Annotated in this window: 15 protein-coding genes; 12 read left to right on the forward strand and 3 right to left on the reverse strand. The window is 38.2% G+C overall.

Translation table 11 applies throughout. The annotated features are described in order from the left end of the window. Positions 1–9: 9 nt before the first annotated feature. The 5 genes from hsdR to G625_RS0103405 all read left to right on the forward strand — a co-directional run bounded on the left by hsdR (position 10) and on the right by G625_RS0103405 (position 6,378). Positions 10–2,334: an EcoAI/FtnUII family type I restriction enzme subunit R gene (gene hsdR, locus G625_RS0103385; RefSeq protein WP_044931480.1), complete on the forward strand. Its 2,325-nt coding sequence runs from the start codon at positions 10–12 to the stop codon at positions 2,332–2,334. Position 2,335: 1 nt separating this feature from the next. Then, positions 2,336–3,817, forward strand: coding sequence for a type I restriction-modification system subunit M (locus tag G625_RS0103390; RefSeq protein ID WP_029199987.1), 1,482 nt, complete (start codon positions 2,336–2,338; stop codon positions 3,815–3,817). Beyond that, entirely contained in the window at positions 3,814–5,244 is a 1,431-nt protein-coding gene (locus G625_RS0103395; protein ID WP_029199988.1) for a restriction endonuclease subunit S, read from the forward strand. Before G625_RS0103390 ends, G625_RS0103395 begins: the two co-directional genes overlap by 4 nt. A gap of 127 nt (positions 5,245–5,371) precedes the next feature. Further along, positions 5,372–5,674, forward strand: coding sequence for a hypothetical protein (locus G625_RS0103400; RefSeq protein WP_156885012.1), 303 nt, complete (start codon positions 5,372–5,374; stop codon positions 5,672–5,674). 29 nt (positions 5,675–5,703) lie between these two features. Beyond that, positions 5,704–6,378 carry a hypothetical protein gene (locus tag G625_RS0103405; RefSeq protein WP_029199990.1) on the forward strand — a complete coding sequence of 225 codons (675 nt, stop codon included), beginning with the start codon at positions 5,704–5,706 and terminating at the stop codon, positions 6,376–6,378. Between the two features lie 33 nt (positions 6,379–6,411). On the opposite strand, the gene G625_RS0103410 is transcribed toward G625_RS0103405, so the two are convergent. Continuing rightward, on the reverse strand, positions 6,412–7,011 hold the full coding sequence (locus G625_RS0103410; protein WP_029199991.1) for a recombinase family protein: 600 nt from the start codon (positions 7,009–7,011) through the stop codon (positions 6,412–6,414). Positions 7,012–7,405: 394 nt separating this feature from the next. On the opposite strand from G625_RS0103410, the gene G625_RS0103415 reads away from it, so the two are divergent. The 7 genes from G625_RS0103415 to G625_RS0103450 all read left to right on the forward strand — a co-directional run bounded on the left by G625_RS0103415 (position 7,406) and on the right by G625_RS0103450 (position 11,387). After that, positions 7,406–7,600: a hypothetical protein gene (locus G625_RS0103415; protein ID WP_029199992.1), complete on the forward strand. Its 195-nt coding sequence runs from the start codon at positions 7,406–7,408 to the stop codon at positions 7,598–7,600. A 1-nt stretch (position 7,601) separates the two neighbouring features. Further along, positions 7,602–7,811: a hypothetical protein gene (locus tag G625_RS0103420; RefSeq protein WP_029199993.1), complete on the forward strand. Its 210-nt coding sequence runs from the start codon at positions 7,602–7,604 to the stop codon at positions 7,809–7,811. A 9-nt stretch (positions 7,812–7,820) separates the two neighbouring features. After that, on the forward strand, positions 7,821–8,180 hold the full coding sequence (locus tag G625_RS0103425; protein ID WP_029199994.1) for a hypothetical protein: 360 nt from the start codon (positions 7,821–7,823) through the stop codon (positions 8,178–8,180). Positions 8,181–8,817: 637 nt separating this feature from the next. Further along, positions 8,818–9,033, forward strand: a complete 216-nt coding sequence (locus tag G625_RS0103435) for a hypothetical protein (protein WP_029199995.1) — start codon at positions 8,818–8,820, stop codon at positions 9,031–9,033. An 86-nt stretch (positions 9,034–9,119) separates the two neighbouring features. Continuing rightward, positions 9,120–10,103 carry a hypothetical protein gene (locus tag G625_RS0103440; RefSeq protein ID WP_029199996.1) on the forward strand — a complete coding sequence of 328 codons (984 nt, stop codon included), beginning with the start codon at positions 9,120–9,122 and terminating at the stop codon, positions 10,101–10,103. 31 nt (positions 10,104–10,134) lie between these two features. Further along, on the forward strand, positions 10,135–10,290 hold the full coding sequence (locus G625_RS22275) for a hypothetical protein (protein WP_156885013.1): 156 nt from the start codon (positions 10,135–10,137) through the stop codon (positions 10,288–10,290). Between the two features lie 74 nt (positions 10,291–10,364). After that, positions 10,365–11,387 carry a hypothetical protein gene (locus G625_RS0103450; RefSeq protein ID WP_029199997.1) on the forward strand — a complete coding sequence of 341 codons (1,023 nt, stop codon included), beginning with the start codon at positions 10,365–10,367 and terminating at the stop codon, positions 11,385–11,387. A 249-nt stretch (positions 11,388–11,636) separates the two neighbouring features. Here G625_RS0103450 and G625_RS0103455 read toward each other — a convergent pair whose 3' ends face one another. Together G625_RS0103455 and G625_RS0103460 are read right to left on the reverse strand one after the other, a co-directional pair. Next, positions 11,637–12,668: a radical SAM protein gene (locus tag G625_RS0103455; RefSeq protein WP_198014846.1), complete on the reverse strand. Its 1,032-nt coding sequence runs from the start codon at positions 12,666–12,668 to the stop codon at positions 11,637–11,639. Between the two features lie 559 nt (positions 12,669–13,227). Continuing rightward, positions 13,228–13,509, reverse strand: coding sequence for a hypothetical protein (locus tag G625_RS0103460; RefSeq protein ID WP_029199999.1), 282 nt, complete (start codon positions 13,507–13,509; stop codon positions 13,228–13,230). Positions 13,510–13,537 lie beyond the last annotated feature (28 nt).

The following is a 13,537-nucleotide window of genomic DNA, read 5'->3' on the forward strand; positions in this document are numbered from 1 at the left end:
AAGAAGCAGATGTCAGAAGAAGATATTAAGCTTAATTACATCACACCGGCAATTCAGCCAGGGTGGTCTGGTCATATCACTATGGAGACCAAGATCACAGACGGTCGTATCAATATTCGTGGCAATATGGTCGCCCGCAGCAAACCAAAGTTTGCTGATTATTTATTATACCTAAATAGTGGCAAGCCAATAGCTGTTGTGGAAGCAAAGGATAATAACCATTCGGTATCCTTTGGCCTTCAGCAGGCTATAACCTATGCTCAGATGATGGATATTCCGTTTGCGTACTCATCAAACGGTGATGCCTTTTATGAGCATGATTTCCTTACAGGAAAAGAGAGACAGATTCCATTGGATCAGTTCCCGACACAGGAAGAACTGTTTAAAAGGTTTTATGCGGAAGTAAATGATGGCTCCGGCTATTCGGAAGCAGAAAAGAGGGTTGTCGATCAGCCATATTATTCATCGCAAAATACATATCCTCCAAGATATTATCAGAGGAACGCCGTAAACCGTACCGTTGAGGCTATTGCAAGAGGTCAGCAGAGACTTCTTCTTGTCATGGCAACCGGTACCGGAAAGACATATACCGCATTTCAGATTGTTTACAGACTGCTCCGAGCTGACATAAAGAAAAGAATCCTTTATCTTGCGGACAGAAATATCCTTGTGGATCAGAGCATCCTTCAGGACTTTGCTCCATTAGAGAAGACTATTTATAAGGTGGACTTTTCCGATAAAGATTGTTTGAATAAGATTTCATCCCATGAAGTGAACTTTGCACTGTATCATCAGATGGTGGGTCAGAACGATGAAGAACACTTCCGTCAGATCCCGGCAGGATACTTTGACCTTATCATCGTGGATGAGTGTCACCGTGGAAGTGCTAAGGAAGACAGTAACTGGCGTAAAGTCCTTGAATACTTCAGTACAGCAACACAGATCGGTATGACAGCGACTCCGAAGGAAAGTGAGAAAGTTTCCAATATAGATTACTTCGGGGATCCCGTTTATACATACAGTCTGAAGCAGGGTATTGAGGACGGATTCCTTGCGCCTTTTAAGGTTATCAATGTCACTCTGGATATCAGTGATGGGTGGAGACCGTATAAGGGTCAGACTGACTTGTATGGAAACGAGATACCAGATCGCATCTACAATAACCGTGATTTCGATTATCCGAATGGTGTTATCCTTGAAGACCGTATCAATGAGGTTGCTAACGAGATTACAGAGTATCTGAAGGCAACAGACAGAATGCAGAAGACCATTGTGTTCTGTGCTACCGAGGATGCAGCGGAACGTATGCGTATTGCGCTTGTAAACCTTAATAACGATATGGTCGAGAAGAATCCTGATTATGTGGTTCGCATCACAGGATCTGATACTTATGGAAAGAGTAAGCTGGATTACTTTATATCCGTATCATCAGAGTATCCTGTTATTGCAACGACATCTGAGCTGCTTTCAACCGGTGCAGATTGCAAGATGACGAAGTTCATCGTACTTGATAAGTATATCGAGAGCATGACCACATTTAAGCAGATTATAGGTCGTGGAACCCGTATCCGTGAAAAGGAAGGAAAAACGCACTTTGCTGTTATGGACTTCCGTGGCGTTACAAAACTCTTTGCGGATCCTGAATGGGATGGACCGATAGAGCAGGATGAACATTTCCATCATGGCGGTACGGAGAATCATCCTCCGAAGCCTCCATACGACCCTGATCACCCGATAGAACCTGTTGAAAGGCTTGGGGTACCTATCGTTGATAAAGATGGATGTCAGGTAAAGATTATCAATAAGACTGTATCTGTCTATGATGCTAACGGAAGATTACTCCGGCAGGAAGATATCATTGACTATACGAGAACCAATATTAAGGGTGAATATGCTTCCCTGTCAGACTTTATCCGTAAATGGAAGGCATCTGATAAGAAGGAAGAGATTCGAAAAGCCCTTGCAGAAATGGGCATTGATCTTGAAGCCCTGAAGAAGGATCAGAATATGGCTGATGTAGATGATTTTGACTTCATCTGTTATGTTGCATACGGTCAGAAACCTCTAACAAGGGCAGAGAGAGCCAATAATGTAAAGAAGAGGGATTTCTTCTCCAAGTATTCCGGGGATGCCAGGGCTGTATTGGAGATCCTTTTGGATAAGTATATGAATCAGGGAATTACCGAGGTTGAAGATATCAGGGTTCTTTCCCTGGCTGATTTTGAAAAGTACGGAAAGCCTGCGAAAATCGTGAAACTCTTCGGTGGCAAGGTACAGTATGAACAGGCTGTAAAAGAGCTTGAAGAAAATATTTATGGAATCGAGGTAGGTTAAGATGGCGATGCAGTCAGGTTTTATCAAAAGAATCAGAGACATCATGCGTATGGATGCCGGTATTAACGGTGACGCACAAAGAATTGAGCAGATGGTATGGATGCTCTTTCTGAAGGTCTATGATGCCAAGGAGGATGATTGGGAACTGAATGAGGACAACTATACATCCATCATCCCCGATGAATGCAGATGGCGTAACTGGGCGCAGGCAGATGATAATGGTCATGCTATGACCGGTGACAAGCTGCTGAACTTTGTAAATAATACGCTTTTCCCGACCTTAAAGGAACTGCCCGTAACACCGGATACTCCTGTAAAGAAGGCTATTGTAAAATCCACTTTTGAGGATGCCAATAACTATATGAAGGACGGTGTATATCTCCGTCAGGTCATTGATATTATTGATGAAATCGAGTTCGATGATGTAAAGGAAAGCCACGCATTCGGTTTCGTTTATGAGGAAATCCTTCGTGATTTGCAGGCTGCCGGATCTTCCGGTGAGTTCTATACTCCCCGTGCCGTAACAGACTTTATGGCACTTATGATACAGCCGAAGCTTGGTGAAAAGATGGCAGATTTTGCCTGCGGTACAGGTGGCTTTATCACATCATGGCTAGGGCAGTTACAGAAGCAAGTAAAGGATACAGCTGCACAGAAGCAGTTTGACGATAGTTTTTATGGTATTGAAAAGAAGCCTTTCCCTTATCTTCTTTGTGTTACCAATATGCTTTTACATGATATCGAAGTGCCGAATATCTATCACATGAACTCTCTGAAGCATAATCTTTTGGATTATACCGATGATGATAAGTTTGATGTTATCCTGATGAATCCTCCTTATGGTGGTCACGAGGATAAGTCTATACAGGGGTTCTTCCCGGATGATCTTGCTTCATCTGAGACGGCGGATCTCTTTATGTCAGTTATCATGTATCGTCTGAAGAAGAACGGAAGGGCTGCTGTTGTTGTACCCGATGGTTTCCTTTTCGGTCTTGATAATGCCAAGGTAGCGATAAAGACAAAACTTCTCACAGAGTTTAATCTGCATACCGTTATCAGATTACCGGGATCTGTATTTAGCCCGTACACATCTATTTCAACAAATCTTCTGTTCTTTGATAACAAGATGCCTTCGGGTGATGTTTGGTTCTATAGGGTGGATATGCCTTCTGACAGAAAGCATTTCTCCAAGACCAAACCGATGGAACTGAAGCATTTCGATGATGCAATAGCTTGGTGGAATGACAAAAAAGAAATTGAACTTGAAGATGGACCGAAGGCAAAGAAGTATTCGACTGATTTCCTTTTGAAGGATCAGGGATGCAATATTGATCTTTGTGGATATCCTCATGAAGAGGAAGAGGTTCTTTCTCCAATGGAAACAATCCAGAATTACCAAGAGAAGAGAACTACCCTTAATGCAGAAATAGATAAGGTTCTTGCTGAACTGGAAGCGCTATTGCCGGGAGGTGTTACGGAATGACTCCTGAACAATTAAAAGCAAGTATTCTTCACTTTGCAATTCAAGGAAAATTGGTGAAGCAGAGGGCTGAGGAAGGAACGGCCGAAGAACTGTATCAGCAGATACAGGATGAAAAACAAAAACTGATCAAAGAAGGAAAGATAAAGAAAGAGAAGCCTCTTGCGGAGATTACAGAGGATGAAATCCCGTTTGACATTCCTGAGAGTTGGAGATTCTGCAGGCTTGGAGAATGTATAGATCTTTTGTCTGGGCAAGATTTACCGTCTAATAGATATAATGATAAAAAAGAAGGCATTGTGTATTTAACAGGAGCGAGCAATATTGATGATAATGGACAGATTATTATCAATAGATGGACAACAACACCGACATCCATAGCTACGCAGGGAAATTTATTGCTTACTTGTAAGGGAACCATAGGAAAAACATGTATTTTAAATATCCCTGAGGCTCATATTGCAAGACAGATAATGGCAATCACAGAAATCTTAGTCAGTATTGAGTATTTGCGTTACTTTATTGAAATAAGTATTTCAAACCTTCAGAGCAAGGCTAAAAGTATGATACCAGGCATAGATAGAGATACTGTAAGGGGGTTGATTTTTCCACTCCCACCGCTCGAGGAGCAGCATCGTATTGTTGCCAAGATAGAGGAACTTCTTCCGTATGTTGACCGCTATGCTGAAGCCTACAACAAATTTGAGAAGTTTAATGCCAAATTCCCGGAGGATATGAAGAAGTCTATCCTTCAGTACGCCATTCAGGGCAAATTGGTGGAGCAGAGACCGGAAGAAGGAACGGCTGAAGAACTGTATCAGCAGATACAGGATGAAAAGCAGAGGTTGATCAAGGAAGGAAAGATAAAGAAAGAAAAGCCTTTAGCAGAGATTACGGTGGATGAGATTCCATTTGATATACCTGAAAGCTGGAAATGGGTAAGGGTATGTTCAGTTGGAGTAACACAAACTGGAAACACACCCAAAAAATCTCATCCGGAGTATTTTGGTAATTATATTCCATTTTTGGGACCTGGAGATATTCAAAATGGAAATGTCAACTATGATAATCAGGGACTTTCCGAAGAAGGAAAAGAATATGGTCGTGTTACTCCGTCAGATTCTGTGTTACAAGTATGCATAGGCGGTAGTATAGGAAAATGTGCGTTGGTTGACAGAGAAGTAACCTTTAACCAGCAAATCAATTCTATCTATCCTTTAATATCTGATAGCAAGTATGTTTATTATGTTTTAGATAGTTATTATTTTAAGGACTATATGAAGGAGAACTCAGGAGGAACAGCAACACCTATTATTAACAGAGGACTGTGGGATGCGATAGTCATACCGTTACCGCCGCTTGAAGAACAACATCGTATTGTTGCCAAAATAGAGGAACTCCTTCCGTTCTGTGAAAGGTTAGTGAAATAAAAACAATAGCTCTACGCTTTGGAGAACATTTTTCGCCTGAATGCGGGACTATTTCGGCACACGAAGAGATAATCGAAAAGCTAGGATATGTCTGTATGGAAAGGTGGGCTCCAAAATATCGGAAAAGATGATAAAAGAAATAATGGCATCGGATAGTCTAAGAATATTGCTCATTAGAAGTGGAAAGGCTGAAAGGTATTGGGCTGAAGTTAAAGAAATTCAGTATGGAGTGCCTGAAAAAGAAGCTATTCCTGAGTATTACAGAGACACTGCGGGAACATTCAAAACATGGTTTAAGATTGAGAAATTTGTTCTTGCTGATAAGGATGTTATGAGTAAGTGCGTGGTAGCATCATCAGGAAAGATCCTTGGTGAAGCATCTAAACATAGTATGAGACCGTATTTTATAATAAATGCCCCTACCGGTTAGAAAGAAAACAAAAGGGAGTAGGATGTTTCATGGCTGAATTGTCAATAAAAACTATTATTGAGGCAGGAAAGAAGTCTCTTGAAGATAAGAATTATTGGAGCGCTTTGGTAGTGGCGCTTACATTGCCCTCCATGTGTTCAAGGGTCGAGTATGCGGATGAGAAATATAAAGGCAAGAGTAGAAATGATGAAAACGGCGTATGGTACGAAGACAATAGAGGTGTTATTCGCTGGCACGACAGGAGAGCTTATGTCAAGTGGTGCAATGAATGGATAAGTCTGGGATCCAAATCAACCGTTGGTGGTAAACTTGTAAAAAACGAGTATTATAAGGACAGCTTTCTGGTTTCAATTCTTGGAGAGAACTATGCTGAACAGTTTTATGAAATGCGATGTAATATCCTTCATCAATGTGAAACGGATATAGAGCATGGTTCGGGACTTCCGATATTCTTTTCAATTGGGATTGGAAATACGCACTTATCCAAAGAATGTATTATACAAATAGAAACAATTTGTGATGAGATATTCCGTTATGCCGAAAGCTGGATAGAGATTTGCCATTATAACGACCTGCCAAGGCGACAATACTATGATGGAAACAGCAGAGATGACAGGCTACTGTATAATAAGCTTTGTGACGACAGTAGAGCCGATTATCTGCTGGAACAACACAATAAAGAATTAAATCGAAGAAACGGATAATATAATTACTTCAATATTTTAGGAGATGGATGGTTAATCCATCTCCGCTATTTTTATATACTTGTAAACAGATACCCGGGAGCAATCCATGATACGAGCCATCTCTGAAATGTTGATGTCACCGGACTTATACATTTGATAATATTTCCAAAACTTATCGGGAAGACGATCCTTGGTGGTTTCAGGTCTTCCAATCTGTTTTCCCTTGGCAGCTGCATTTTTCATGCCAGACTTCACTCTCTGTGATATGATATTACGCTCCATTTCAGCAAATACGCCCCACATCTTAACCATCCCCTCTGTCATAGGATCCATTTCACCTTTGGAACAGTCCACACGGAAGGAACCGCCGATATCAAGAATCAGCTTTTTATCTTTTATGGTCTGAAGGATCTCACAAAGGCGCTTGGTAGACCTTGTGAGCCGTGATACTTCCGTGGTGGCTATGGCATCTCCTTCTGATACGATATCCATAAGTTTCTGAAGTTCGGCACGGTCATCCTTGGTACCGGATTCATATTCCCAGTAAATATATTTGTCGTCAGTAACACCGAGAGCATACAGTTCTCGTTTCTGTCGATCAATGTCTTGTCTCTCTTCATTGGTAGAGCAACGAGCATATCCGTAAATCATATAATCAGTCCTTTATGTTAAAGAAAAGGGTAGTTGACTTTTTTATACAAAAATCAGCCTCTTTTCTGTGGTTATTGTTATCATTTTAAGTGTAAACGAAATCATCTGTTTTTATGTACACATATATTTCATAGTGTACTTCAACCCAACTATGAAAATCATTAATTTGTTATGAAAAAAATATAGTAATATCAAGGCCAAAAAATCCAATCCCTAAAAATGTACTTTGGTAGATAAAACCGTCATTGACTATGGGTGCATATAAATTAAAAGTTAATATAGGTTTTACATAAATTTCATTTAATTTATCTTTTGGTGCATGGTACATTTATATATATATATGTATGTAATTAGGTTGTGTAGAAAAGTACACTATATTGTAAGAGGTTATAAAATGGCGAAATTGACAAAGGAACAACAAATATCGAGGCTTGAAAAAACGGCAAAATATCATGACACAAAAGCAAGACGCGAGTGGGCCTATGCCAAAAATGACTTAGGTGATGAGCACTACGGAAGAGCTAAGGATCACTTTAAACAAGCAAAAGAGTTAATTGAACGTGCAAAGAGACTAAAGGAGGGAGATTAATATGGCAGGTAAAATATGCCCCAATTGTAGCAAATTCACTTTCTTTGAAACATCAACAGGAAGAAAGTGTACTGCATGTGGGTACACAATGATTGTTCCTGTAAATGATGGCAAAGGAGGAAAAGGTCAAAAGTGTTCTAATTGTGGTCAATACACAGTTTTTAATGGCAAATGTCGTGCTTGTGGAGCGATATACAAAATTGAAAAGTAGGAGGAACGTATGACAAAAGAACAAAAAAATAAATGTCATAAAATAATACATACATCTTCAGCAGCTGCAGCATCGGTAGGACTAGGATTAGCAAATATTCCTGGTAGTGATTGTGTGCCCCTTAACGGAATACAAATCGCTATGGTTATAGGATTAGGAAAAGTGTTTGGAAAGACACTTACAGAAGCCACTGCAACATCAGCTGTCGCAACTACTATGGCGGGTTCCGCTGGAAAATATATAGCAAATTTATTGACAGGGTGGATTCCTGGGGTGGGAAATGCTGTTAATGGAACTATCGCATTTTCTATTACCGAATTTTTAGGTTGGACGATAGCTAAAGAATTTGATGTAGGAGGTATTCTCTAGTACTTTTTCTGATATTATTTCGTGGATTATTCATGGTATATCTGTAGACAACTTTGAAGATGCAGAGGTCAATTACTATTAGTATAGAATCGGAAGATTTTATAGGAGTGATAATATTATGATAATTAATTCTATCAACATAAAATGAATAATCTGGGGTTGGTTGAGCCACCTGTCCGGAATTTGAAAGACACCATTCCGGCACCTGAGAGCCATCCGCCAGTAGTTTATTCCACGGTGCTCTTGACATGAGCCTCTATCACACATGATTGTTTTGCAATGCGGCAGATAGGCTCAAAGCCCTATTGCAATGGCATTTAGCCTATCATGTGTTACTCATGTAAAGAGCCTTTCGCGGAATAAACTACTGGCTCTGCACTCCCGGAAACATGGCTCTATCTTCACCGGACAGGCGGCTCCGCCGCACGAGAATATTCAATAAAATGTGAATTAATGAAGAAGGAAATAGAAATACTTAAGGAACGAAAGAAGACAGCTTCAATAGGTGAAAAATTTATTTTGGATAAAAGAATAAGAGATTAAAAAAAAGAATCAAGGAATTGGAACAAAGACAAAGTGTATTAAGTCGGTCAATACTTGCATAGTTTAGTTAGAGACCAGATAAGAGGGTAATAATATGGGTTTATTAGAAGCTTTTTTTAATTTTATCGGAGACTCAATCAGTAATTATACTGCCAAAATTAATAAGATAAAGACTTACTACTCGAAATATTCCACAGATGAACTATTTATAATGGCAAAAGAGTTAAATGACAAGCGCAAGAAAGGGCAATGGATTGATAATGATGAATTCATGGTTATTTGCAGCATTATTAAGGAACGAAGAAAATAATCATGAGAAATACATTTTTGGCATGTAGTATCCGCTTTTAAGTTTAGATTAAAGCCTATTTATGAATTCTAAAAAGGACTTTTTTAATGAATATACTTTCTTGTATAAACTCTAAAGATATTCGTGAATATTTACAGAGTTTGGATTATAAGTTCGATTCTTTGGAAGCAGCTTGGCTCATATATCAATGCCACAGATTATCTTATGAAGAGAAGAAAACGCTGTGGCAAGAGCTTGTACAGACTATGCCGGACTGCACTTTACCTCAGAGAAGCTGTGAAACAGAATCTAAAAGCCTTCATGAAAGCATCAGGCGATATATTGAAGTATTTGACAAAAAGATACAGTTATTCTTACAAAATGAACCGGATCATAAAAACGTATACATGTACAGCTATAGGTACGGGTCTTATGAAAAGGAATGGACAGAAGATTATTATGCGATTTTTCCTTCTTTGGAATTATGTCTTACTGATTTTCAAGAAGATTCTGAAGATGGAGATGAGGTTCTCTCATATCAAATCAAAAAACAATCTCTTGATAACCCATATCATTACATAGAGGTAACATACCGTAGTGATGGACAAATACTTGATATATATGAGAATCCCGATGAATATAATCCTATCCCGAATTTTTTCGAGGAACTCTACTTGGAATTCCCAACACCTTTTGAAAAGGGGGATATCCTTTGGATTCCAAATTACAAAGGCGTTTTTGATCGATATTGTGACGAGCGCTTTGTATTAAAGTATTTATGTACCTGGGATTCTCCAGATGTAGATAAAACCTATCGGGATAACACTGATATGAATGGCATTGTATACATGGTGTTTCCTAATTACGGAATAGATTACGATCACCCATATAATTATATGGATTATGAATTCTATCGTGAGCCTTTAAAACCTGAAGAGGAGTTTTTGAATGTACTCAGTAATTTCATGAAAGGAAAATTTGACGTTGAAGTTCTTCTAAGGAGTTTTAGAAAGAAATACCTGGAACAAGTCCTAGCTAATGATACTACAATCAGTTGGTGGGATTCTTCGACACAGGTAATTGAGAGGTAGTATATATGATTTTCAAAAAAATAAGAAGATAATGGAGAAGTACGATGATTATCTTGCATTTTATCCTTGGAAACTCTTTGACAAATCAGATGGCAATGAATTTGATTTAAAGATATCGGATGAATGTTACCATGATGCCAGTAGAGAAGTTATTGATGAAATAAATAAAATCATCCAACAAGAGTAGGTGAATGCCGAAAAGTATTTTTATAACAGGATATACTAGAAAAGTTTAATAATCCCGAAATAAAGGAATATATTATGGATGTTTTCGCACTAATCAATTCCAAAGACATACGAGAGTTCTTACAGAATCAAGATTATAAGTTCAATTCTTTGGAAGTAGCATGGCTAATATATCAGTGTCACAGACTGTCTTACGAAGAAAAAAAGCTGCTTTGGCAGGAACTCATTCAGACCATGCCAGATTGTGGACAACCACCCAAAGGATATGACATGGGATGGACGAGTCTTCATGAAAGCATCAATCTGTACATGGAGACAGTGGATCAGATGATACAGAAATTCCTGCAAGATGAACTGGTTGGGAAATATGTCTACATGTATAACTGTTACTACAGGGATGATCAGGGATATTCAGAGGGATATATGCCTGTTTATCCGACCTTAGAGAAATGTATGGATGCATTTCACAAGGAAGTAGCATATATGAATGAAGGTTCCACGAATGAAAACGGAGAAGTTTTAAGGTATAAATTCCTTAAGCAGTCTCTCGACAATACGGATGAGTTATACGAAATGGAATACCGAGGAGACAGGCAGGTTTTGGAAATTAACGATTATCCACCGGTAGGTGTTCCGGCGCCAATGCACGGTATCTTGGATTTCTTCGATCATCTATGGTTCGATTTCCCGACTCCCTTTAAAAAAGGAGATATCCTTTGGATTCCCAAAACCGATGACAATCCGTTAAAACATAGTAACGGTGGGTTTGTTCTTAACAAAATGTCAACATGGGATACCAATGAATTCATTAGTAAAAATGGTGATAGTGATGACATGGATGCCTCTGTGTATTTAGCAGACTCTCTCGGTGGAGTATTCCGGGAAGTTGTAGGGAATTATATGGATTTTGAGTACTATGAAGATCCTTATAAGGTGAATGAGCAAGTTTTTTATGCTCTTAGTAGTTATTTAAAAGGAAAAATAGGAGAAGATGTCCTCTTGAGATTATACAGAGAAAAGCTTTTGGAAGTTGCCGTAGCTGACGATATTGAAATGGCAAGCTGGGAAGATGACGGAAGATATGAGGGGTTGATATGAACACTTATGAAGTTTATAGAACATGTAATGGTAGCTAAAATAGGGATCATTCGAGTGATGTCTACCTCAAATGATCCTTATCTAACCACGGTATTTCTTCAGTGTGTTTTATGACACATATCTTAAAGAAATGTGTTCTTGTGTGGCCAATGTGCGTAGCAGAACAGGGATATCTCAATTATCAAGATAACTGGGAGAATTCGCTCTTTTATGCGCCGGAATTAATTCTCTTCTTGGTTCTTTTTGAAATTATTCATGTATTTTTTTCATCTTTTCTTTCGTGAGACACTTGAGGTATTCATTGCAATGATTAGTATTGCCATTTTCCAATCGCAGATATGCAGGACAACCTAAGCAATATTTATTGAGTTTACAGTTTCCACATGCTGATTCTCGATATGCTTCCAGCATATTTTTTCTGTATGAGGTAATGTTGGTAAATCCTTCATATAAGCTTTTTCGGTCAAAAAACTTATATGAAGGATTTTTCGTGTTTAAACAAAATTGAAAGGCATCAATACATATCGTGTAGTGATTCATCATTGATGAGCATCTGCTTTCAAAACTAACATTATCATTTCTTGAATTATAGTATTCTTCATAATACGAATAAGATTCAGGAAAGGAAAAAATAATATTAGCAATTTGTTCTGCCGAGAGACGCTCTGAAAGCACGCTATGATCATTATTTTCTAACACCGGTAGGATTAGTGTTCCAAAACGATATTTAAACCCGTATTTTTGGGACATCTGAATAATAGTGTCTATATATTTCTGACTTTTTATTGTTAATGGAACTTTTAAAGTAGTATTAATACTATTATCGCTCAAGAATTCGAGGCCTTCGATTAATTTATTGTATGAACCCTTTATCCCGGTAAACTCGAAACATGATTGTTCATCAATACCATAGACAGAGACTTCGACTTTGTAGGGTTTATATTGTGATAGTAATTCTTGTATTTCAGAAGTAAAGTTTGTACCATTAGTGAACAAAGTTATTAGCATTCCTGCCTGTTTTAGTGCTTTATAGATTATGGGAAAGTGAGGGTGTAAAAGAGCTTCTCCACCGCTTAGTGTGACAAGAAAAAATCCTTTATCTTTTAGGAAATCTACCACTTCCAAAGCAAGGGGTAGATCAACATACTTGGGCTTTTTATTAATAAAGCAGTGCTTGCATTTCAGATTGCAAAATTCGGTAAGATCCCAATGGACCGACAAAGGTAAATGGTACTGCTTTGTATAATCAACTATTGTGTTTAGACTAAATGTTTTGTTCATATAATATCCCATTAGAAACAAGAATCTTCAGACATTTTTCTCCAGTTTCATCCGAAATTTGTAGATCGTTTTTCCATGCGGTATAGTTACCATCATAGTTTGAAAATAGTTTTGCTAGTGCAGGAGATATCTCAACAATCCTATTATCTGGTAGATGTATCAAACAGTGCCAATTATATAATTTTCTATACGTCCAATCTTTATTTAGCATAATAATTTGAATAAAAAGGCAGGCTCAATAGCCTGCCTTGAATAAATTAACAAATAGTATCTTCGTCCGTATCTCCGCCACCACCCCAGCATCCTGCTGAGAAAGGTACCACTACTTGGTCCGAATCATCAACAACTTCAACCAACCATAAATCCGAATCTTTCAAAATATTGCACCTTCCTTTCTATAGCCTCAATAAAAACAACGCAAATAGACTTATAATGAAAAATCATTTTATGTCACATTAAACACATTCTAAATCCACAACTTTATGCCGTCAATAATTATAATAAATATTTAACATAAAGATTATATTTGTACATAGTGCATATGTTTTAACTTTGCTTGTTATTTAAATCGTGGTCTGGTGAGTTCTGCCCATGCGATAACATATTCAATATCAGTACCATCGCAATCGATACCATCATCCTGAATAGAAGCAACGCACCATGTATTCATCCACCGCTTAGATTCCAGGGTTCTACGTTGTTCCAAGTAACCGATATAGAAACCGCCGTGCTTGGTTGCTATAAGGTAATTTTTGCTTGACTTATATATACCGTATTCATCGAATATTCTTAAATTGTAACACTCTGGAAGTTTTTCTCTTACACTAATCCAATCGATCATCTTGTACACCTCGCTATTGTAAATCATA

The sequence above is a fragment of the Oribacterium sp. NK2B42 genome (assembly GCF_000424445.1).
Lineage (GTDB): Bacteria > Bacillota > Clostridia > Lachnospirales > Lachnospiraceae > Oribacterium.

Excerpts from the sequence above, each read along its gene's own strand:
- hsdR (WP_044931480.1), top strand. The coding sequence starts at position 10 with ATGTCAGAAGAAGATATTAAGCTTAATTACATCACACCGGCAATTCAG.
- G625_RS0103390 (WP_029199987.1), top strand. The coding sequence starts at position 2,336 with ATGGCGATGCAGTCAGGTTTTATCAAAAGAATCAGAGACATCATGCGT.
- G625_RS0103395 (WP_029199988.1), top strand. The coding sequence starts at position 3,814 with ATGACTCCTGAACAATTAAAAGCAAGTATTCTTCACTTTGCAATTCAA.
- G625_RS0103400 (WP_156885012.1), top strand. The coding sequence starts at position 5,372 with ATGATAAAAGAAATAATGGCATCGGATAGTCTAAGAATATTGCTCATT.
- G625_RS0103405 (WP_029199990.1), top strand. The coding sequence starts at position 5,704 with ATGGCTGAATTGTCAATAAAAACTATTATTGAGGCAGGAAAGAAGTCT.
- G625_RS0103410 (WP_029199991.1), bottom strand. The coding sequence starts at position 7,011 with ATGATTTACGGATATGCTCGTTGCTCTACCAATGAAGAGAGACAAGAC.
- G625_RS0103415 (WP_029199992.1), top strand. The coding sequence starts at position 7,406 with ATGGCGAAATTGACAAAGGAACAACAAATATCGAGGCTTGAAAAAACG.
- G625_RS0103420 (WP_029199993.1), top strand. The coding sequence starts at position 7,602 with ATGGCAGGTAAAATATGCCCCAATTGTAGCAAATTCACTTTCTTTGAA.
- G625_RS0103425 (WP_029199994.1), top strand. The coding sequence starts at position 7,821 with ATGACAAAAGAACAAAAAAATAAATGTCATAAAATAATACATACATCT.
- G625_RS0103435 (WP_029199995.1), top strand. The coding sequence starts at position 8,818 with ATGGGTTTATTAGAAGCTTTTTTTAATTTTATCGGAGACTCAATCAGT.
- G625_RS0103440 (WP_029199996.1), top strand. The coding sequence starts at position 9,120 with ATGAATATACTTTCTTGTATAAACTCTAAAGATATTCGTGAATATTTA.
- G625_RS22275 (WP_156885013.1), top strand. The coding sequence starts at position 10,135 with ATGGAGAAGTACGATGATTATCTTGCATTTTATCCTTGGAAACTCTTT.
- G625_RS0103450 (WP_029199997.1), top strand. The coding sequence starts at position 10,365 with ATGGATGTTTTCGCACTAATCAATTCCAAAGACATACGAGAGTTCTTA.
- G625_RS0103455 (WP_198014846.1), bottom strand. The coding sequence starts at position 12,668 with ATGAACAAAACATTTAGTCTAAACACAATAGTTGATTATACAAAGCAG.
- G625_RS0103460 (WP_029199999.1), bottom strand. The coding sequence starts at position 13,509 with ATGATCGATTGGATTAGTGTAAGAGAAAAACTTCCAGAGTGTTACAAT.